Source organism: Streptococcus mitis (assembly GCF_003942775.1).
Classification (GTDB): domain Bacteria; phylum Bacillota; class Bacilli; order Lactobacillales; family Streptococcaceae; genus Streptococcus; species Streptococcus mitis_CN.
This window is the reverse complement of record NZ_RJNX01000001.1, coordinates 451183-471148: the sequence shown is the minus strand read 5'-3', so window position 1 is coordinate 471148 and position 19966 is coordinate 451183. Positions and strand designations below refer to the sequence as shown.

Here is a 19966-nt window from a genome sequence, read left to right as displayed (position 1 = left end):
GATTACCCAAGTCCGGCTGAAGGGAACGGTCTTGAAAACCGTCAGGCGTGTAAAAGCGTGCGTGGGTTCGAATCCCACATCCTCCTTTTGTATTAACGCGGGATGGAGCAGCTCGGTAGCTCGTCGGGCTCATAACCCGAAGGTCGTAGGTTCAAATCCTGCTCCCGCAATAAGGCTCGGTAGCTCAGTTGGTAGAGCAATGGATTGAAGCTCCATGTGTCGGCGGTTCGATTCCGTCTCGCGCCATTTTTACTTATAGTGTGTATGCGGGTGTAGTTTAGTGGTAAAACTACAGCCTTCCAAGCTGTTGTCGCGAGTTCGATTCTCGTCACCCGCTTTGAACTTTGTTCAAAATACCAAGTTTTTAACTTGGGCGCGTAGCTCAGGTGGTTAGAGCGCACGCCTGATAAGCGTGAGGTCGGTGGTTCGAGTCCACTCGTGCCCATTAATAGGAGAATTACTCAAGAGGCTGAAGAGGACGGTTTGCTAAATCGTTAGGTCGGGTAACTGGCGCAAGGGTTCGAATCCCTTATTCTCCGTTTTATTGAGAGTTTATAACTCTTTTTTTGTATTTTTAAGAATAGTAGAATAAAAACTTCAGATTTGTAAAACTTAATTGGATTACTTATCTGAAGTTTTTTTGCGCTCTTTGTCAACTGTAGTGGGCTGCAGAAAAGCTAAAATCTTTATATATTGTTGATTTTATGGTTGTGCTTGTTTATTACTACTTCCAACTCTTGAGTGAGATTTCTCCGCTATTGAGCCAGATTTCTTTTCCGTTATCACATTGAACTAAAAGTTTGCCATTTTCTGAGATATCTTTAGCAAGTCCCTTGTGGTCTTTTTGATCTAGTGTGAAAGTCACTTCTTTTCCTAGAACGAATGATTGTTTTTTGTATAAGTATAATAGCTCTTCTGCTGGTGTTTCGAAGAAAGCACGCCAGGTCTCTATGATTAATTCATTTCTGGTTATAGGTGCTGGAGTTTTGAATAAACTAGCAGCTTTTTCTTTTAATTCTTGAGGGAAGTCTTTGATAGCAAAGTTGATTCCTACTCCAATAATGATATCTGTGACTAAGCCAGTTTCTACAGACGTCATTGCCTCAGTGAGGATTCCTCCAATTTTATGATTTTTGAGGTAGATATCATTGACCCATTTTATGTCGACATCTATTAATGTTAGGTTCTTAATGGCTTTGTAGATAGCTCCTGCTACAAGTAGTGTGTAGGATGGTAATTGGTCATAGGGGAGATTTGGTTTGAGATGGAGTGTCATATAAATGCCACCTTGTGGGGAGTAGAAAGAACGTTGAAAACGGCCTCGGCCAGCTGTTTGATAGGAAGCTAGATAGAGGGTGTTTGCTTCATTTCCTAAATCAATTGCTTCTTTTGCATCGAGTTGTGTTGATCTTGTTTCGGGTTTAAAACTGATTTTAATTGGAAGATTTTGTTCTAGAAGTTCTGGAAGAATAAGGTCTCCATTCACCAGTTTATAGCCTTTGTTTTTGATACTATCAATTTCAATGCCTTCGTGTTCTAAACGCTTGATGGCTTTCCAAATTGATGTTCGGGTCAGTGATAGTTCTTCTGCAATCTTTTCTCCGCTGATATAGTCGGTTTCTTTAGCTAGAATTTGGTAGACGGCTTGGTAGGATTTCATAGTGTTTCCTTTCTCACTAGTTAGTGTTGAGAATATTCTTTTCTTGTTTGACTTGGAGTCTGATTAAAGTATTGTTTATAAGCTTTAGAAAAATGTAGTGGATCTGAAAAGCCTACCGAGTATGCAATTACCTTGATTGACTCTTGGGTATTTTCGAGAAGTTGTTTAGCTCGATACATTCGAACGTATAGTAGGTATTCTTTTGGGGATAAGGTGTTAAATTCTTTGAATACGCTTGATAAGTAGCTTCTGTGAACGGATAGTTCTTTTGCTAAATCTTGAATTGTAAGTGATTGAGGATAGTGGCTATCAATTAATCTTTTGCATTCAAGATAGAGTTGGTAGGTTGATGAAATATTCTTTTTTTTCTGATTGGGAGCAATAGTTCCCAGATGAAACATCAGTTCATGGAGTTGTCCCATGATATGGAGTTGAGCTAATTCATTGGATTTTGTAATCTGAGCGAAGCGAACAATGTCTGAGATGAGTTTTGCAGTGGTCTGGGTATGGCAAGTTTCAGATTGGATGAGATAGGATTGATCAGAAATTTGAGAAAGAGCAAAATAATCAGGAGCTTTCCCTCCAGTGATTCCTAACCAGTAGTAGGCCCAAGGTTCTTTACTATCTGCTTGATAAAAGGTTAGTTCCTCTGGTTTTAATAGAAAGAAATCTCCCTCTTTTAAATCAACAATTTTACCCTTGTAATGAAATGTTCCTTGTCCTTTGGTAATGTAATGCAGGACGTATGTATCTCGAATTGCTGGACCAAAAGAGTAACTAGGTGTGCATTCCTCATATCCATAAAAGCTTAGGGAAAGGTCAATTGTTCCAGTCTGGTATTCTGAAAAAACTAGCATGTGCTACCTCCTACCTAACATTTTACCATATTCTTGAGACATTTTTCTATTTTGGAAAGCGATTTCAGATGATAAAATATAATCTATAAAGTGATGAGGTGAAGTAAATGGGAGTTAGGATAGAGAATAATCTATTTTATGTTGAAAGTAAAAATCTAAGTTTGATTATTGAAAATCGAAATGGCTACTTACTTTTGAAACATTTAGGAAAGACTATTAAGAACTATAAAGGTTCCAATAGTGTTTATGAACGGGACCATGCCTTTTCAGGAAATCCAACAGCTACTAATCGAACCTTTAGTTTAGATACTCAACGTCATATTTTTGGGCAACATGGCTTAGGAGATTTTAGGAAACCAACTATACAGATTCAGCATAGTGTAACTGAAGTAACAGACTTTCGATTTGTAGAAGCAAAAATTTTAAAAGGTCAGAACGGTCCACAGGGCTTACCTTCTCCACATAGCATGGATAATACAGAGACTCTTGTCTTAATGTTAGAAGATTCTAAGGCCCAACTTAGTCTGAATTTGTATTATACTGCTTTTGATAATGATTCGACTATTGCTAGCTACAGTAAATTAGTGAATAATAGTAATCAGGAAGTTGTCATTCATAAAGACTTTTCTTTTATGGCTGATTTTCCAGCGGCAGCTTACGAAATCGTAACTCTGCAGGGTGCTTATGCTCGTGAAAAGACTGTTCGACGTCAACAGGTAGAACAAGGAATCTTTTCAATTAGTTCGAACCGTGGAGCTTCTGGGCATGCTCAAACACCAGCTCTTCTACTCTGTGATCAAGGAATAACAGAGGATGAAGGGAATGTGTTTGCTATTCAACTAATGTATAGTGGAAACTTTGAAGCTTTTGTTCAAAAGAATCAATTGAATGAAGTTCGGCTGGCTATTGGGATTAATCCGGAAAACTTTTCTTGGAAGTTAGACCCTGAGGAATACTTTGAAACACCGGTAGCTTTAATGACCTATTCAGACAAGGGATTAACTGGTGTTAGTCATGCAAGTCAGAATTTTGTACTGAAGCACATTATGCCAAGTAAATTTTCTAAAAAAGAACGCCCAATTCTAATTAATAACTGGGAAGCTACTTACTTTGACTTTCAGAGAGAAAAACTGTTAGAGCTAGCAGATGAAGCTAAGAAAGTTGGCATTGAACTTTTTGTATTAGATGATGGTTGGTTTGGCAATCGTTTTGATGATAATCGTGCTTTAGGTGATTGGGTTGTTAATGAGAAAAAACTGGGTGGAAGTCTAGAAAGTCTGATTTCAGCTATCCATGAAAGAGGTTTGCAGTTTGGGCTTTGGTTAGAACCTGAGATGATTTCTGTAGATAGCGATTTGTATCGTAAACATCCTGACTGGGCTATTCAGGTTCCAGGATATGAACATACCTATTCTAGAAATCAATTAGTACTTAATCTTGCCAATCCTCAGGTAGTAGAATATTTGAAAAATGTTTTAGATGAACTCCTATCTTATCATGAGCTTGATTACATTAAATGGGATATGAATCGTAATATGACTAAGCTAGGGAATGGATTAACTTATCTAGAGACAAAGATGCAATCTCATCAGTACATGCTGGGGCTTTATGAACTCGTTTCTTATCTGACAGAGAAGCACAGACATATTCTCTTTGAGTCCTGCTCTGGTGGTGGTGGACGAAATGATCTTGGTATGATGCGTTATTTCCCACAAGTCTGGGCAAGTGATAATACTGATGCTATTGCACGTTTACCAATTCAATACGGTTCATCCTATCTCTATCCAACCATTTCTATGGGGGCTCATGTTTCAGCAGTACCGAATCATCAGATGGGACGAATGACACCATTAGAAACACGTGGCCATGTAGCAATGATGGGAAATTTGGGATATGAGCTTGATTTGACAAGTTTATCAGATGAAGAGAAAGCTGAGATTGCTAATCAGGTGAACTTGTATAAAGAATTGCGACCAGTAGTCCAGTTGGGAAACCAGTATAGGTTAATCAATCCCGATGCTAAATCCAATGAAGTAGCTGTACAATTTAACTATGGAAATCAAACGATTGTAAGCTACGTCCGAGTTTTATCTGTTGTAGAGACCATGGAAACAACTTTAAAATTAAAAGATTTGGTTGAAGAGGGACTGTATGAATTACAGGAAAATGGAGTAGTTTACTCAGGTGCAGAACTCATGTATGCAGGTTTAACTGTTATCTTATCCCAGGGAGATTTTTTGAGTAAACAGTATATTTTTAGAAGACTATAATAAATGTGTATAAATTTATAAAGGAGGCTTTCCAATGAAATGGTATAAGAAAGCAGGTTTTCTTTTAGTCGCTGGTGCTAGTTTACTAGGTCTAACAGCTTGTGGTCAGAATAATCAATCGACTGATGGAAAGGTAACGATTGAATTTTTTAACCAGAAGACCGAAATGGCGGATACTTTGCAAAAAATTGTAGATAATTTTGAAAAGGATCATCCTACTATTGATGTAAAACTGACGACTGTTCCGGCAGCTGGCATTGTTCTGAAGACTCGGATTTTATCAGGAGATATTCCAGATATTGTTAATATCTATCCTCAAAATATGGATTTTCAGGAGTGGGCAAAAGCAGGTTACTTTGCAGATATGACAGGGAAATCTTATCTTGAGAATATTAAGAATGACTATGCAGAAAAGTATGCAATCAATAATAAGATTTATAGTGTGCCTTTAACTGCTAACCTTTATGGAATCTATTACAATAAAACAAAATTTAAAGAATTAGGACTGGAGGAACCGAAGACTTTTAAAGAGTTTCAAGAGATTGTTAAAAAGATAAAAGATAGTGGGAATTCTCCGTTTTCAGTTGCAGGCAATGAGGGATGGACATTAAACGGTTACCACCAACTTTCTCTCATTACTATTACAGGCAGTGGGGACGCAGCTAATAACTATCTTCGCTTTTCAAAACCTAACTCTATTTCTGCAGATGATGCTATTTTAAAAGCAGATGCAGAACGACTAGATTTGTTGGCAGACAATGCTCAAGATGGATGGCGTGGTGCCTCTTATAATGATGCGGTGGTAGCATTCTCGAATGAAAAAGCCTTGATGATGCCACAAGGATCATGGGCATTAGCGGCAATTAATCAACAGGATCCAAAATTTGATGTGGGGATGTTTGCCTTCCCAGGAGAAGAAGTAGGAAAAGAAGTCACTGTTGGTGCAGGGGACATGGCATTATCAACTTCAGCTACTACCAAACATCCTAAAGAAACCGAAGAATTTATCAGCTATATGACTAGTTCAAAAGCTATGCAAGAATATTATGATGTGGATGGATCACCAGTTGCGGTAAAAGGTGTACAGGAAAAAGAAGATTCAGCACTTGCAGAGATTTCTAAACTGGCATTTACGGATAAACATTATGTTTGGTTGGGCCAACACTGGAATTCTGAAGAAGATTTTTTCAATCTAAGTGCAGGTTACTTGATGGATAAAAATCTGAAAAATATGGCAAACAATCTCAATGCTTTCTTTAATCCAATGAAGGCAGATTTGGACTAGAATAGGAGTTAAGATGATATGGCTATTCGAAAATTTTTAAATAAATACTGGGGTTGGACTTTTTTGCTCATCCCGCTTGCATTACAAGCTATCTTCTTTTACTTTCCGATGGTACAAGGTGCTTTCTATAGTTTGACTAACTGGACTGGATTGACCTATAATTATAAATTTGTTGGTCTGAATAACTACAAATTGCTGATGATTGATGGGAAATTCTTCACAGCCATTGCTTTTACTTTGATTTTAACTCTGGCATTGATTATTGGAGAGATTACAATTGGGATGATTGTGGCTCGAGCCTTAAATTCTAAGATGAAAGGGCAGACCTTCTTTAGAGCATGGTTCTTTTTTCCAGCGGTTTTGTCTGGTTTGACAGTTTCCTTGATTTTTAAACAATTCTTTAACTATGGTCTTCCAACGATTGGAAAAATTTTAGGGATTAGTTTTTTACAAGAAAGTCTATTAGGAACACCGATCGGTGCGGTAGTAGCAACCATTTTTGTTCTTCTATGGCAAGGAGTAGCAATGCCAATTATTCTCTTTCTTGCTGGTCTTCAGAGTATTCCATCTGATATTTTGGAGGCGGCATCAATTGATGGTGCAACAAGCAAACAAACTTTTTGGAAAATTGAATTACCATATTTGTTGCCAACGATTTCTATGGTTTTTATCCTAGCTCTTAAGTCTGGTTTGACTGCCTTTGACCAAATTTTTGCCTTGACGAGTGGTGGCCCAAATAATGCTACAACGTCTCTTGGTCTTTTAGTCTATAACTATGCCTTCAAGAGTAATCAATATGGATATGCGAATGCAATTGCCTTGATTTTATTCTTAATTATTGGAATTGTTTCTCTGATCCAAATCAAACTATCAAAGAAATTTGAAATCTAATAGGGGAGTCTTACACATGAAAAAAGAAGAAAAATTGAATCAGTTTTGGAAGTATGTCCTCTTGATAGTAGGTGGTATTCTTATACTTGTTCCTTTGTTGGTAACGGTTTTTAGTTCCTTCAAGACAACCAAGGATATCATGAATCATTTCTTTGGTTTGCCAAATCCTTTTACATTAAGCAATTATGAACGATTGGTTTCGGATGGGATTGGAGGCTATTTCTGGAATTCAGCTGTTATTACGGTGTTATCATTGATTGTAGTAGCCTTCTTTATACCAGCTGCAGCCTATTCCATTGCTCGAAATATGTCCAAGAAAAAAGCCTTTGCAATTATGTATTCGCTCTTGATTTTAGGAATATTTGTTCCATTTCAGGTGATTATGATTCCTATCACAGTTATGATGAGCAAACTCGGCCTAGCAAATATGTGGGGGTTGGTACTACTCTATCTAACTTATGCAATTCCACAGACCCTCTTCTTGTATGTTGGTTATATTAAAATCAGTGTACCAGATAGTTTAGATGAAGCTGCAGAAATTGATGGGGCTGATCGATTTACAACTTACCGTCGAATTATCTTTCCAATGCTGAAGCCCATGCATGCTACAACCTTGATTATCAATGCATTATGGTTCTGGAATGACTTTATGTTGCCATTGTTAATTTTGAATAAGGATTCCAAGATGTGGACTTTGCCTCTCTTCCAGTACAACTACCAAGGTCAGTATTTTAATGACTATGGGCCAAGTTTTGCATCCTATATTGTGGGAATTGTAACAATTACTGTCGTCTACCTCATCTTCCAAAAACATATCATTTCAGGAATGAGCAACGGCGCGGTGAAATAAGATACAAAGGGACGATTCAGCTTGCTGAAAATTTCTGTAGAAAAATAGGAAATTGACGTAGTGTGCTTGCACACAAGAAGATTTATCTTTTTTCCTAAGAAATTAGTCCCGTGTTCAATTCCGTATACAAAGGGACGATTCAGCTTGCTGATTTCAATCGTACCCTATGAAGCAATTCTTAAAATACATAAACTCATAAAAGCCAAGTCATATGAGACTTGGCTTCAATTAGAAAAAGGAGAGTAATGATGCCAATTCAGAATAAAACCATGTTGATTACCTATTCAGATAGTCTGGGAAATAATCTTAAAGACTTATATGAGAATTTGGAAGAGCATTTTGGAGATGCTATTGGGGGAGTTCACCTTCTACCATTTTTCCCATCAACAGGTGATCGTGGATTTGCGCCAGTTGACTACGACGAAGTGGATTCAGCTTTTGGTGATTGGGAGGATGTTAAGCGTTTAGGTGAGAAATATTATCTTATGTTTGACTTTATGATTAATCATATTTCTCATCAATCCAAGTATTATAAGGATTATCAAGAAAAACATGAAGCAAGTGAATTTAAAGATCTCTTTCTAAACTGGGATAAGTTTTGGCCGGAAAATCGTCCGACACAAGCTGATGTAGATTTAATTTACAAGCGTAAGGATCGTGCACCAAAGCAAGAGATTGTGTTTGAAGATGGTTCAGTGGAACATTTGTGGAATACCTTTGGTGAGGAGCAGATTGATCTTGATGTGACCAAAGAAGTAACTATGGAATTTATCCGTAAGACCATTCAGCAATTGGCAAGTAATGGGTGTGATTTGATTCGTCTAGATGCCTTTGCTTATGCAGTGAAGAAATTGGATACTAATGATTTCTTTGTGGAACCAGATATTTGGGATTTATTGGACAAAGTTCGAGATATCGCTGTTGAGTATGGGACAGAGCTCTTACCTGAGATTCATGAACATTATTCGATTCAGTTTAAAATAGCAGACCATGATTACTATGTTTATGATTTTGCTCTTCCAATGGTGACACTTTATACTCTTTACAGTTCCAGAACAGAGCGTTTGGCTAAGTGGTTGAAGATGAGCCCGATGAAGCAATTTACGACGCTAGATACCCATGATGGGATTGGAGTAGTAGATGTCAAGGATATCCTGACCGATGAGGAGATTGACTATGCTTCAAATGAACTCTATAAGGTTGGAGCTAATGTCAAACGAAAGTACTCCAGTGCCGAGTATAACAATTTAGATATCTACCAAATCAATTCAACCTACTATTCTGCGCTTGGAGATGATGATGTCAAGTATTTCCTTGCACGCTTAATTCAAGCATTTGCCCCAGGTATTCCTCAGGTTTACTATGTAGGTCTATTAGCAGGCAAGAATGATTTGAAATTATTAGAAGAGACTAAAGAAGGTCGAAATATTAATCGTCATTACTATAGCAATGAGGAAATAGCAGAAGAAGTCCAACGTCCTGTGGTGAAGGCCCTTCTCAATCTATTTTCTTTCCGTAATCGTTCAGAAGCATTTGATTTAGAAGGAACTATTGACGTTGAAACACCAACAGCCCACAGCATTGTAATCAAACGTCAAAATAAAGATAAGTCCGTAACAGCAGTAGCAGAAATTGATTTGCAAAATCAGACTTATCGGGTAATTGAGAATGGAGTTGAAGTAACATTTTGAAGCCTTGATATGGTTGATAAAATAGGGTTTTTATTTTAGAAAACGTTTCCTTTGTTTTCAAATTGCTAAAAAAGTGGTACAATATAGGGTAGCTTACTATTATCTGAATCAACTGATTTGGAGAGAAAGGATTCATTTTGAAATCAATAGGCTTTATTGAAAAGCTGAAAGGGTTGTCTAGTAAAGAGCTGATTTTATTGGGAATTATCCTGAGTATCTTTTTACCCTTTTATCTTTTTGTAGTTGTATTCTGTTTATATATTATCAGTTTAATTTTTACAGGAGACATGAAAAGTATTCTTCAGAAAATGGGGGAGCATCCGATGCTGCTTCTTTTTCTTGGCTATAGTACTGTTATATCCGTTTTTGCACAAAATTGGATGGGAGTTGTGGCTTCAGTAGGAATTTTTCTATTTACTGTTTTCTTTTTGCACTATCAGTCGATTTTATCACATAAATTCTTTCGATTGATTTTGCAGCTCGTCTTGTTTGGTAGCGTCTTGTCAGCTGCTTTTGCGAGTTTAGAACATTTCCAAATTGTGAAGAAATTTAACTATGCTTTTCTTTCACCCAATATGCAGGTGTGGCATCAGAATCGTGCAGAAGTGACCTTCTTTAATCCTAATTATTATGGAATTATTTGTTGTTTCTGTATCATGATTGCTTTCTATCTGTTTACAACGACCAAGTTGAATTGGTTGAAAGTATTCTGTGTGTTTGCAGGCTTTGTGAATCTCTTTGGATTGAATTTTACGCAAAATCGAACTGCCTTTCCTGCAATTATCGCTGGAGCCATTATTTATCTCTTTACGACCATTAAAAACTGGAAGGCCTTTTGGCTTAGTATTGGGGTCTTTGCGATTGGCTTGAGCTTCCTCTTTTCTAGTGATTTGGGAGTTCGGATGGGGACTTTAGACTCTTCTATGGAAGAACGAATTTCTATCTGGGATGCTGGGATGGCCTTATTTAAGCAAAATCCTTTTTGGGGTGAGGGGCCATTGACTTACATGCACTCCTATCCTCGGATACATGCTCCTTATCATGAACATGCTCACAGTCTTTATATTGATACGATTCTGAGTTACGGAATTGTGGGGACCATTTTATTAGTTTTGTCTTCTGTGGCTCCTGTTCGCTTGATGATGGATATGAGTCAGGAGTCGGGGAAACGTCCGATTATAGGTCTTTATCTATCTTTCCTTACAGTGGTTGCTGTGCATGGAATCTTTGACTTGGCCCTCTTCTGGATTCAGTCAGGTTTCATTTTCTTGCTAGTTATGTGCAGTATTCCGTTGGAGCATCGAACATTGGTATCGGACATGACGGATTAAGTTTATTAGATTCAAATCTTCTACCTTGGGTGGGAGATTTTTTTGCTAGGAAAAATTATTTCCAAATCGAAATAGTTGACAGTTGGAACGATGAGTGTTACAATTGTTTTATTCATTTCGATATCGAAATAAATTGGAGGTGTTATGAAAGATAGTCATTTGGTAGCCCATCATATTCGTTTGTTGAATGGGCGGATTTTTCAAAAGTTACTGAGCCAAGACCCTGAAGCTCTTTATCGGAGTGAACAGGGCAAGATTTTAGCGGTTTTATGGAATAGTGAAACTGGCTGTGCAACTGCGACAGACATTGCGCTTGCGACTGGACTTGCTAATAATACTCTGACGACGATGATAAAAAAGCTAGAGGAACAAAATCTTGTAACTATTAGTCCATGTGGAGAAGATAAGCGTAAGAAGTATTTGGTTTTAACAGAGTTGGGGCAGTCTCAGAAAGAAGTGGGGCATCGTGTCAGTCAGAAATTGGATACGATCTTTTACAAAGGATTTTCAGAGGAAGAAATTCGTCAGTTTGAAGCCTTTCAAGAAAGAATTTTGGCTAATCTGAAAGAGGATGAAAATGAGGTTTAAAATGGAGCAAATTAGCTGTTTATAAGTAAAGGCCACTTTTGACTTTGTTTTCCAACTCTTAGGACAAGGAAACTATGTGGTTAGCTATGGTCAGACTCAGATTGGTGGAGTTGCCTATTCCCAGTACGATATTTTCCGTCTAGAAAATGGAAAAATTGTGGAGAATTGGGATAATAAGGAAGTCATGCCTAAGGTAGAAGACCTGACCAATCGAGGGAAGTTTTAAATTGAGGATACAGAATGATTGAATACAAAAATGTAGCTTTACGTTACACAGAAAAAGATGTCTTGAGAGATGTTAATTTACGGATTGAGAATGGCGAGTTTATGGTTTTAGTTGGGCCATCTGGGTCCGGTAAGACGACCATGATTAAGATGATTAACCGTCTCTTGGAACCGACTGATGGAAATATTTATATGGATGGCAAGCGCATCAAAGACTATGACGAGCGGGATCTTCGTCTTTCTACTGGTTATGTTTTACAGGCTATTGCCCTATTTCCTAATCTAACGGTCGCGGAAAATATTGCCCTGATTCCTGAAATGAAGTGCTGGACTAAGGAAGAAATTGCTCAGAAAACAGAAGAGCTTTTGGCTAAGGTTGGTTTACCAGTGGCTGAGTATGGACATCGACTTCCTAGTGAATTATCTGGTGGAGAACAGCAACGGGTCGGTATTGTTCGTGCTATGATTGGTCAGCCTAAGATTCTCCTCATGGATGAACCTTTTTCAGCCTTGGATGCTATTTCGAGAAAACAGTTGCAGATTCTGACGAAAGAATTGCATAAAGAATTTGGGATGACAACGATTTTTGTAACCCATGATACGGATGAAGCTCTGAAATTGGCGGACCGTATTGCTGTCTTGCAGGATGGAGAAATTCGCCAGGTAGCGAATCCCGAGACAATTTTAAAAGCGCCTGCAACAGACTTTGTAGCAGACTTGTTTGGAGGTAGTGTTCATGACTAATTTAATTGCAACTTTTCAGGATCGTTTTAGTGATTGGTTGACAGCTCTATCTCAACATTTGCAGTTGTCACTTTTAACCTTGTTACTAGCTATTTTTATCGCGATTCCCTTGGCTGTTTATCTTCGCTATCATGAGAAATTGGCCGACTGGGTCTTGCAGATTGCAGGGATTTTCCAGACTATCCCGTCACTGGCCTTGTTGGGGCTCTTTATCCCCTTGATGGGAATTGGAACCTTGCCAGCTTTGACAGCTCTAGTGATCTATGCGATTTTTCCGATTTTACAAAATACCATCACTGGACTCAAGGGAATTGATCCGAGTCTGCAAGAGGCTGGGCTTGCCTTTGGGATGACTAGGTGGGAGCGACTCAAGAAGTTTGAAATTCCGCTTGCCATGCCTGTTATCATGTCTGGGATTCGGACGGCAGCTGTCTTAATTATCGGTACGGCAACCTTGGCTGCCTTGATTGGGGCAGGGGGGCTGGGTTCTTTTATCCTTTTGGGAATTGACCGTAATAATGCCAGTCTGATTTTGATCGGGGCCCTTTCTTCTGCAGTGCTTGCCATTGCCTTTAACTTCCTACTAAAAGTGATGGAAAAAGCAAAATTGCGGACGATTTTTTCTGGTTTTGCCTTGGTGACCATATTGCTCGGTCTGTCTTATAGCCCAGCTCTCTTGGCTCAAAAAGAGAAAGAAAACTTGGTTATTGCTGGGAAATTGGGTCCAGAACCAGAAATTTTGGCCAATATGTATAAACTCCTTATTGAAGAAAATACCAGTATGACTGCGACTGTTAAACCGAATTTTGGGAAAACAAGCTTTCTTTATGAAGCTCTGAAAAAAGGCGATATTGACATTTATCCTGAATTTACTGGTACGGTGACTGAAAGTTTGCTGCAACCATCACCCAAGGTGAGTCATGAGCCAGAGCAGGTTTATCAGGTGGCGCGTGATGGTATTGCCAAACAGGATCATCTAGCCTATCTCAAACCCATGTCTTATCAAAATACCTATGCTGTAGCTGTTCCGAAAAAGATTGCTCAAGAATATGGCTTGAAGACCATTTCGGACTTGAAAAAAGTGGAAGGGCAGTTGAAGGCAGGCTTTACACTTGAGTTTAATGACCGTGAAGATGGAAATAAGGGCTTGCAATCAATGTACGGTCTCAATCTCAATGTAGCGACTATGGAACCAGCTCTTCGCTATCAGGCAATTCAGTCAGGCGATATTCAAATTACGGATGCCTATTCAACCGATGCAGAGTTGGCACGTTATGATTTACAGGTATTGGAAGATGACAAACAACTCTTCCCACCTTATCAAGGGGCTCCACTAATGAAAGAAGGTCTTCTCAAGAAACATCCAGAGTTGGAAACAGTTCTCAATAAATTGGCTGGTAAGATTACAGAAAGCCAGATGAGCCAGCTCAACTACCAAGTCGGTGTTGAAGGCAAGTCAGCAGAACAAGTAGCCAAGGAGTTTCTACAAGAACAAGGTTTGTTGAAGAAATAGTTTGAAAATGTCAAACTCAACTTTGTTAAACGACCATATAGAAAACTGCTCAGACAATGTTGTCTGGGCTTTTTTGATTGTTGAAAAGATGAAAACTCAGTAGCCTAGAAATAAGGCAACTGAGCTCTACTCTGTATTCAATTTTTAGGAATGAGAAGGTCTAGATAAAACTGGACAACTTCCTGGTATGTAAAGTCTTGTCCTTTTTTGAGCCACCAGGTCAATGTCTCGATAAAGTTGGACACGACCAAGTGTTGGAGGTAAGAAGTAGGCAGATTAGTGTGGGCTTCTTTTAACTCATCAGCCAACATGGGATAGACATGGTGTTCTAGCTCTTTATGGAGTTGACGGAGGAAGTAGTCATTTTTGGAAAATAGCAGACTGGTAACATGGTCCTGGTTTTTCTGAAAATGTAAAAAGATATGTGCGAGGTAGTCCTCGGTAGTAAAGTGTCCTTCCCTTTCAAAGAGATGATGAAAGAGGTAGCGACAGAGCTCATCTAAAAGGAGTTCCTTGCTTTCATAGTGACAGTAAAAAGTAGAACGCCCAACATCTGCTAGGTCAATGATATCCTGAACAGTAGTGGCATCATAGCCTTTGTCGTTCAAAAGTTGTAAAAAAGCTTGATAGATGGCTTTTTTCGTCTTGCTGACTCGACGGTCTCTTTTTGGCATGTAGACACTTGAGACAAACTGTTCAGAACTGAACATGGCTGACAGTTTGCTTCTATCCTTTCTTTGAATTTTATTAGATAATACAAATGAAAGAAGTATGTATATACCCATTATACCAAAGGAGGGAGAGAAATGAGTTCTAAAACATCTATCTGGTTAGCTTTTTTCTTAAATTTAAGCTATGCGATTGTTGAGTTTATCGCAGGAGGAATCTTTGGTTCGAGTGCAGTTCTTGCTGATTCCGTTCATGACTTGGGAGATGCTATAGCCATTGGCATCTCAGCCCTTTTAGAAACAATTTCAAACCGTGAAGAAGATAGACAGTACACCTTGGGTTACAAACGTTTTAGTCTTTTAGGAGCCATGCTAACGGCTGTGATTCTTATGATAGGGTCTGTCCTAGTGATCTTGGAAAATGTCACAAAGATTGTTCACCCGCAACCCGTCAATGAGGAAGGCATCCTCTGGCTGGGAATCATTGCAGTAGCCATTAATGTGCTAGCAAGTCTGGTAGTTCGTAAGGGGAAAACAAAGAACGAGTCAATTCTTAGCCTGCATTTTTTGGAAGACACTCTTGGTTGGTTGGCCGTCATTCTAATGGCGATTATTCTTCGATTTACGGACTGGTATATCCTCGATCCGCTTTTATCACTAGTTATTTCTATCTTTATTCTGTCGAAAGCCATTCCTCGCTTTTGGAGCGCACTGAAAATTTTCCTAGATGCTGTGCCAGAAGGAGTCGAGACAAGTGATTTGGAGAAGGATTTAGAGGCTCTACCCAATGTCAACAGTGTCAATCAACTTAGCATTTGGTCCATGGATGGTCTAGAGAATAATGCTATTGTTCACATTTGTATCAAGGACTGGGAACAGATGATGGAAACCAAAGAAGTGGTGCGTCAATGTTTAGAAGAAAGAGGCGTGCAGAATATCACTATTGAAGTAGATAGCAGTCAAAGCAATCATGCGCAACATAAGCGGAGGGTGAGAGAATTAGAGCAGAAGCATGGGCATCATCATTAGAAAAGCGACCTCGCTAGAGGTCGTTTTGTTATCCTATTCATTCCTTGTACTTTCTCTCAGAGTCAGTCTGGTTCCCAACATGGTTAGGCTAGGGATTTTGCGACCGTGGAGTACTTCCTTATTAAGAATATCCATGCCTGCTCTGCCCATTTCTTCGGTATAGACGGTGATGCTGGAGAGGGGAGGATAGACTTGCTTGGTCAGACTAGTGTCGTTAAAGGAAATGAGGCTGACGCGGTCTGGTAGGCTGATTCCAGCTTCTTGGAGCGCACGGAGGGCACCGATGGCTAAACTATCGCTAGCTGCGAAAAAGGCTGGTGGGAGTTGGTCTCCCAAACTCTGAATGGCTTCCTTCATCAAGTCATAGCCAGACTGGGCGGTAAAGCTTCCTTGAAAGACCAGTTCATCATGATAGATTCCTTTTGTTTGACTGTAGTTTCTAAAATTTTCCAGTCGCTTATCCTCAATGATTTCTTCTTGGTCGGTTGTTTCTTCAAGGCCTGTTAGAATCCCGATGCGGTCCATCCCTTGGATGAGAAAATAATCGACAACCTGTTTCATGGCAGTGTAAAAGTCCGTGATAATGCAGGTATGTCCTAGTGAAAGAGTATCACTGTCTAGAAAGACAAGAGGCTTTTGGTATTCTTCAAAGGCAGAAATCTGAGCTCGGCTAAATTTTCCGATGCAGAGAATCCCAATCACTTCTTCGCTTAGGGTAAAAGGATGGTCATTAAAATAGCGCAAGATATCGTAATCCAGTTCTTGGGCTCTTTTTTCAATACCCAGACGAATCTGGTAGTAGTAGAGGTCGTCCAGTTCCCCTTGTTCGCTGACCCATTGGATAATGGCAATCTTTTGCTTGGGCTTGTGGGACTCGCCTGTCTTGAGGTGTTTGGTGTAGCCCAGCTCTTCAGCAACAGTTAAAATACGGTGTCTGGTTTCTTCTGTAACAGATAGGCTCTGATCGCGGTTTAGGACACGGGATACGGTCGCGATAGAGACAGAAGCTAGTTGTGCAATATCTTTTAAGGTAGCCATAAATCCTCCTTCTTTTAAGTTAGTATATCATATTTTTCTGCTTTTTACCGATAGTTTAGTAAAATTTTAGTAAAAAGGATTGACCTTGGGAAATCCCTTGGATACAATAGAAGAAAACGATTACACGTTAAGGTGACTTAACGGACAGTCAAAGGAGAATTCATATGACACAACATCTTACTGCTGAAGCTCTTCGTAAAGACTTTCTTGCTGTTTTTGGTCAAGAAGCAGATCAAACATTCTTTTCACCAGGTCGTATCAACTTGATTGGTGAGCACACAGACTATAATGGTGGACATGTATTTCCAGCAGCTATTTCCTTAGGAACTTATGGGGCGGCTCGCAAACGTGACGACCAAGTTTTGCGTTTCTACTCAGCCAACTTTGAGGACAAGGGTATTATCGAAGTACCTCTCGCTGACCTCAAGTTTGAAAAAGAGCACAGCTGGGCCAATTATCCAAAAGGAGTTCTTCATTTCTTGCAAGAAGCTGGGCATGTGATTGACAAAGGTTTTGATTTTTATGTTTATGGGAATATCCCAAATGGTGCTGGATTATCTTCTTCAGCATCCCTTGAACTCTTGACAGGAGTCGTGGCAGAGCATCTCTTTGATTTAAAATTAGAGCGTCTCGATTTGGTTAAAATCGGAAAACAAACAGAAAACAACTTTATCGGAGTCAACTCTGGTATCATGGACCAGTTTGCTATTGGTATGGGAGCTGACCAACGTGCTATTTACCTTGATACTAACACCTTAGAGTATGATTTGGTACCACTTGATTTGAAAGACAATGTCGTTGTTATCATGAACACCAACAAACGCCGTGAACTGGCGGACTCTAAGTACAATGAACGCCGTGCTGAGTGTGAAAAAGCAGTGGAAGAATTGCAAGCAGCCTTAGATATTCAGACCTTGGGTGAATTGGATGAGTGGGCCTTTGACCAATATAGCTACCTAATTAAAGATGAAAATCGTTTGAAACGTGCTCGCCATGCTGTGCTTGAAAATCAACGTACTCTTAAAGCTCAAGCAGCCCTTCAAGCAGGAGATTTGGAAACATTTGGTCGTTTGATGAATGCGTCACACGTTTCCCTAGAGCATGACTATGAAGTAACTGGTTTGGAATTGGACACCCTCGTTCACACAGCTTGGGCACAAGAAGGAGTTCTCGGTGCTCGTATGACAGGGGCAGGTTTTGGCGGATGTGCCATTGCTTTGGTGCAAAAAGATGCTGTTGATGCCTTTAATGAAGCTGTTGGCAAACACTACGAGGAAGTAGTTGGATACGCTCCAAGCTTCTATATCGCTGAAGTTGCAGGTGGCACTCGCGTCCTTGACTAGTCAAAAGGAGGCTCTATAGTGACCTTAGTAGATAAATTTGTAACACATGTCATTTCTGAAAGTTCATTTGAGGAAATGGATCGAATCTACCTGACCAATCGTGTCTTGGCACGAGTGGGAGACGGTGTTTTGGAAGTTGAGACCAATCTGGATAAAGTGATTGACCTCAAGGACCAGCTGGTTGAGGAAGCCGTTCGATTAGAAACGATTGAGGATAGTCAGACTGAGCGTGAAATCCTCGGTGCTGAACTGATGGACTTGGTGACCCCTTGTCCAAGTCAGGTCAATCGTGACTTTTGGGCAACCTACGCCCAATCTCCTGAGCAATCGATAGAGGATTTTTACCAACTCAGTCAGAAAAATGACTACATCAAACTCAAGGCCATTGCTAAAAATATCGCTTATCGTGTTCCGTCTGATTACGGTGAACTTGAAATTACCATCAACCTCTCTAAGCCTGAAAAGGATCCCAAAGAGATTGCGGCAGCCAAGTTAGTGCAAGCTAGTAATTACCCTCAGTGTCAGCTTTGTCTAGAGAATGAAGGCTACCATGGTCGGGTCAACCACCCAGCTCGCAGCAATCACCGTATTATCCGTTTTGAAATGGCTGGTCAGGAGTGGGGTTTCCAGTATTCGCCCTACGCTTACTTTAATGAGCACTGTATTTTCTTAGATGGTCAGCATCGTCCCATGGCCATTAGTCGTCAGAGTTTTGAACGTTTGCTGGCTATCGTAGAGCAGTTTCCGGGCTATTTTGCAGGCTCTAATGCCGATTTGCCGATTGTTGGGGGCTCTATTCTAACTCATGATCATTATCAGGGAGGCCGTCACGTATTTCCTATGGAATTAGCTCCTTTGCAAAAGACTTTCTCTTTTACTGGTTTCGAGCAGGTTAAGGCTGGGATTGTCAAGTGGCCTATGTCAGTACTACGTTTGACTTCGGCTTCCAAAGAAGATTTGATCAACTTGGCTGACAAGATTTTGCAGGAATGGCGTCAGTATTCAGATCCTGCAGTGCAGATTTTGGCAGAGACGGACGGAACACCGCATCACACCATCACACCTATAGCCCGTAAACGCGATGGCCAGTTTGAGTTAGACTTAGTCTTGAGAGACAATCAGACATCGCCAGAGCATCCTGATGGCATCTACCATCCCCACAAGGATGTCCAACATATCAAGAAGGAAAACATCGGCTTGATTGAGGTCATGGGCTTGGCAATCTTGCCACCACGTCTGAAAGAAGAAGTGGAGCAAGTAGCAGCCTACCTTGTCAGAGAAGATGTCTCAGTTGGCACTTATCATCAGGAATGGGCAGACCAACTCAAAGCCCAATATCCAGATATAACAGATAAAGAGAAAGCCCTTGAAATCGTCAAGGACTCTGTGGGTACTATCTTTGCGCGTGTACTTGAGGATGCAGGAGTCTACAAGCAGACGGAACAAGGGCAGACAGCCTTTATGCGCTTTGTGGAGCAGGTCGGAATTTTGCCAGACTAGGAGCTTTCTCCTTGCACAGTCCTATAAAAAGTAGTATCATAGTGTCGTTTGAAATATCAGGAGGAAACGATGAAAGATTTTCATTTTGACGCTATATCTGCCTTTGAAAATTACGAAATTGAACAAATGAGAGATGGTCACGTTGTGGTGACGACCAAAGTAGTGGACTCGTCTCTCAACTACTATGGCAATGCCCATGGTGGCTATCTCTTTACCCTTTGCGACCAGATCAGTGGTTTGGTGGTCATATCTCTGGGGCTTGATGGAGTGACGCTCCAGTCTTCTATCAACTACCTCAAAGCAGGAAAACTCGACGATGTGCTGACCATTAAAGGAGAATGTGTCCACCAAGGACGCACAACTTGCGTCGTGGATGTCGATATCACCAATCAAGAAGGCAGAAATGTCTGTAAAGCAACCTTTACCATGTTTGTTACAGGCCAACGGTCAGAAGACAGACAGGTAAGGATATAGAGAAACAAA

At 39.9% G+C, this 19966-nt stretch carries 17 protein-coding genes, 5 tRNA genes and 1 pseudogene; 19 read left to right on the top strand and 4 right to left on the bottom strand.

Annotation, left to right across the window (positions count from 1 at the left end):
- Positions 1-96: 96 nt before the first annotated feature.
- The 5 genes from D8848_RS02500 (at position 97) to D8848_RS02480 (ending at position 539) form a co-directional block, all read left to right on the top strand.
- A tRNA-Met gene (locus tag D8848_RS02500) sits at positions 97-170 on the top strand.
- Positions 171-173: 3 nt separating this feature from the next.
- Positions 174-246 (top strand) — tRNA-Phe (locus tag D8848_RS02495).
- A 20-nt stretch (positions 247-266) separates the two neighbouring features.
- Positions 267-337 (top strand) — tRNA-Gly (locus D8848_RS02490).
- Positions 338-371: 34 nt separating this feature from the next.
- A tRNA-Ile gene (locus D8848_RS02485) sits at positions 372-445 on the top strand.
- A gap of 6 nt (positions 446-451) precedes the next feature.
- Positions 452-539, top strand: a tRNA-Ser gene (locus D8848_RS02480).
- Positions 540-724: 185 nt separating this feature from the next.
- On the opposite strand, the gene birA is transcribed toward D8848_RS02480, so the two are convergent.
- Positions 725-1660, bottom strand: coding sequence for a bifunctional biotin--[acetyl-CoA-carboxylase] ligase/biotin operon repressor BirA (gene birA, locus D8848_RS02475; protein ID WP_045605749.1), 936 nt, complete (start codon positions 1658-1660; stop codon positions 725-727).
- Positions 1661-1680: 20 nt separating this feature from the next.
- A complete protein-coding gene (locus D8848_RS02470; RefSeq protein WP_125443000.1) occupies positions 1681-2517 on the bottom strand; it encodes an AraC family transcriptional regulator in 837 nt (278 codons plus the stop codon).
- A 107-nt stretch (positions 2518-2624) separates the two neighbouring features.
- Between D8848_RS02470 and D8848_RS02465 the strand changes: the two genes are divergently transcribed.
- The 10 genes and pseudogenes from D8848_RS02465 to D8848_RS02420 all read left to right on the top strand — a co-directional run bounded on the left by D8848_RS02465 (position 2625) and on the right by D8848_RS02420 (position 13905).
- Positions 2625-4787, top strand: coding sequence for an alpha-galactosidase (locus D8848_RS02465; RefSeq protein WP_125442999.1), 2163 nt, complete (start codon positions 2625-2627; stop codon positions 4785-4787).
- Between the two features lie 34 nt (positions 4788-4821).
- Complete coding sequence (locus D8848_RS02460) at positions 4822-6072, top strand: extracellular solute-binding protein (RefSeq protein ID WP_125442998.1); 1251 nt, start codon at positions 4822-4824, stop codon at positions 6070-6072.
- An 18-nt stretch (positions 6073-6090) separates the two neighbouring features.
- Complete coding sequence (locus D8848_RS02455; protein ID WP_045605757.1) at positions 6091-6963, top strand: carbohydrate ABC transporter permease; 873 nt, start codon at positions 6091-6093, stop codon at positions 6961-6963.
- 16 nt (positions 6964-6979) lie between these two features.
- Positions 6980-7813: a carbohydrate ABC transporter permease gene (locus D8848_RS02450; protein ID WP_000711265.1), complete on the top strand. Its 834-nt coding sequence runs from the start codon at positions 6980-6982 to the stop codon at positions 7811-7813.
- 248 nt (positions 7814-8061) lie between these two features.
- Complete coding sequence (gene gtfA, locus D8848_RS02445) at positions 8062-9504, top strand: sucrose phosphorylase (protein WP_125442997.1); 1443 nt, start codon at positions 8062-8064, stop codon at positions 9502-9504.
- Between the two features lie 137 nt (positions 9505-9641).
- A complete protein-coding gene (locus D8848_RS02440) occupies positions 9642-10835 on the top strand; it encodes an O-antigen ligase family protein (RefSeq protein WP_125442996.1) in 1194 nt (397 codons plus the stop codon).
- A 144-nt stretch (positions 10836-10979) separates the two neighbouring features.
- Positions 10980-11423 (top strand): MarR family winged helix-turn-helix transcriptional regulator, encoded by a 444-nt coding sequence (locus tag D8848_RS02435; protein ID WP_125442995.1) that lies wholly within the window; start codon positions 10980-10982, stop codon positions 11421-11423.
- Positions 11424-11457: 34 nt separating this feature from the next.
- A pseudogene (locus D8848_RS02430) lies at positions 11458-11649 on the top strand (nuclear transport factor 2 family protein); the annotation flags it as partial.
- 14 nt (positions 11650-11663) lie between these two features.
- Positions 11664-12392 (top strand): ATP-binding cassette domain-containing protein, encoded by a 729-nt coding sequence (locus D8848_RS02425; RefSeq protein ID WP_125393380.1) that lies wholly within the window; start codon positions 11664-11666, stop codon positions 12390-12392.
- Positions 12385-13905, top strand: a complete 1521-nt coding sequence (locus tag D8848_RS02420) for an ABC transporter permease/substrate-binding protein (protein ID WP_125442994.1) — start codon at positions 12385-12387, stop codon at positions 13903-13905. The genes D8848_RS02425 and D8848_RS02420 overlap by 8 nt, the downstream gene beginning before the upstream one ends.
- Positions 13906-14042: 137 nt before the next feature.
- Here D8848_RS02420 and D8848_RS02415 read toward each other — a convergent pair whose 3' ends face one another.
- Positions 14043-14579: a TetR/AcrR family transcriptional regulator gene (locus tag D8848_RS02415; protein WP_004235331.1), complete on the bottom strand. Its 537-nt coding sequence runs from the start codon at positions 14577-14579 to the stop codon at positions 14043-14045.
- 132 nt (positions 14580-14711) lie between these two features.
- Between D8848_RS02415 and D8848_RS02410 the strand changes: the two genes are divergently transcribed.
- Positions 14712-15602: a cation diffusion facilitator family transporter gene (locus D8848_RS02410; protein WP_000095928.1), complete on the top strand. Its 891-nt coding sequence runs from the start codon at positions 14712-14714 to the stop codon at positions 15600-15602.
- A 33-nt stretch (positions 15603-15635) separates the two neighbouring features.
- On the opposite strand, the gene galR is transcribed toward D8848_RS02410, so the two are convergent.
- The gene (gene galR, locus D8848_RS02405) at positions 15636-16640 is read right to left on the bottom strand and encodes a DNA-binding transcriptional regulator GalR (RefSeq protein WP_125393378.1); all 1005 of its coding nucleotides are present in this window, start codon (positions 16638-16640) and stop codon (positions 15636-15638) included.
- A 164-nt stretch (positions 16641-16804) separates the two neighbouring features.
- On the opposite strand from galR, the gene D8848_RS02400 reads away from it, so the two are divergent.
- From D8848_RS02400 to D8848_RS02390, 3 genes are all read left to right on the top strand, one after another.
- Entirely contained in the window at positions 16805-17983 is a 1179-nt protein-coding gene (locus D8848_RS02400; protein WP_125442993.1) for a galactokinase, read from the top strand.
- An 18-nt stretch (positions 17984-18001) separates the two neighbouring features.
- Positions 18002-19483 (top strand): UDP-glucose--hexose-1-phosphate uridylyltransferase, encoded by a 1482-nt coding sequence (locus D8848_RS02395; RefSeq protein WP_125442992.1) that lies wholly within the window; start codon positions 18002-18004, stop codon positions 19481-19483.
- Between the two features lie 69 nt (positions 19484-19552).
- Positions 19553-19957, top strand: a complete 405-nt coding sequence (locus D8848_RS02390; protein WP_000651223.1) for a PaaI family thioesterase — start codon at positions 19553-19555, stop codon at positions 19955-19957.
- Positions 19958-19966: the final 9 nt, after the last annotated feature.

Bases quoted from the DNA above. Each gene is read 5' to 3' on its own strand.
- birA (WP_045605749.1), bottom strand. From the start codon at position 1,660: ATGAAATCCTACCAAGCCGTCTACCAAATTCTAGCTAAAGAAACCGAC.
- D8848_RS02470 (WP_125443000.1), bottom strand. From the start codon at position 2,517: ATGCTAGTTTTTTCAGAATACCAGACTGGAACAATTGACCTTTCCCTA.
- D8848_RS02465 (WP_125442999.1), top strand. From the start codon at position 2,625: ATGGGAGTTAGGATAGAGAATAATCTATTTTATGTTGAAAGTAAAAAT.
- D8848_RS02460 (WP_125442998.1), top strand. From the start codon at position 4,822: ATGAAATGGTATAAGAAAGCAGGTTTTCTTTTAGTCGCTGGTGCTAGT.
- D8848_RS02455 (WP_045605757.1), top strand. From the start codon at position 6,091: ATGGCTATTCGAAAATTTTTAAATAAATACTGGGGTTGGACTTTTTTG.
- D8848_RS02450 (WP_000711265.1), top strand. From the start codon at position 6,980: ATGAAAAAAGAAGAAAAATTGAATCAGTTTTGGAAGTATGTCCTCTTG.
- gtfA (WP_125442997.1), top strand. From the start codon at position 8,062: ATGCCAATTCAGAATAAAACCATGTTGATTACCTATTCAGATAGTCTG.
- D8848_RS02435 (WP_125442995.1), top strand. From the start codon at position 10,980: ATGAAAGATAGTCATTTGGTAGCCCATCATATTCGTTTGTTGAATGGG.
- D8848_RS02425 (WP_125393380.1), top strand. From the start codon at position 11,664: ATGATTGAATACAAAAATGTAGCTTTACGTTACACAGAAAAAGATGTC.
- D8848_RS02420 (WP_125442994.1), top strand. From the start codon at position 12,385: ATGACTAATTTAATTGCAACTTTTCAGGATCGTTTTAGTGATTGGTTG.
- D8848_RS02415 (WP_004235331.1), bottom strand. From the start codon at position 14,579: ATGCCAAAAAGAGACCGTCGAGTCAGCAAGACGAAAAAAGCCATCTAT.
- D8848_RS02410 (WP_000095928.1), top strand. From the start codon at position 14,712: ATGAGTTCTAAAACATCTATCTGGTTAGCTTTTTTCTTAAATTTAAGC.
- galR (WP_125393378.1), bottom strand. From the start codon at position 16,640: ATGGCTACCTTAAAAGATATTGCACAACTAGCTTCTGTCTCTATCGCG.
- D8848_RS02400 (WP_125442993.1), top strand. From the start codon at position 16,805: ATGACACAACATCTTACTGCTGAAGCTCTTCGTAAAGACTTTCTTGCT.
- D8848_RS02390 (WP_000651223.1), top strand. From the start codon at position 19,553: ATGAAAGATTTTCATTTTGACGCTATATCTGCCTTTGAAAATTACGAA.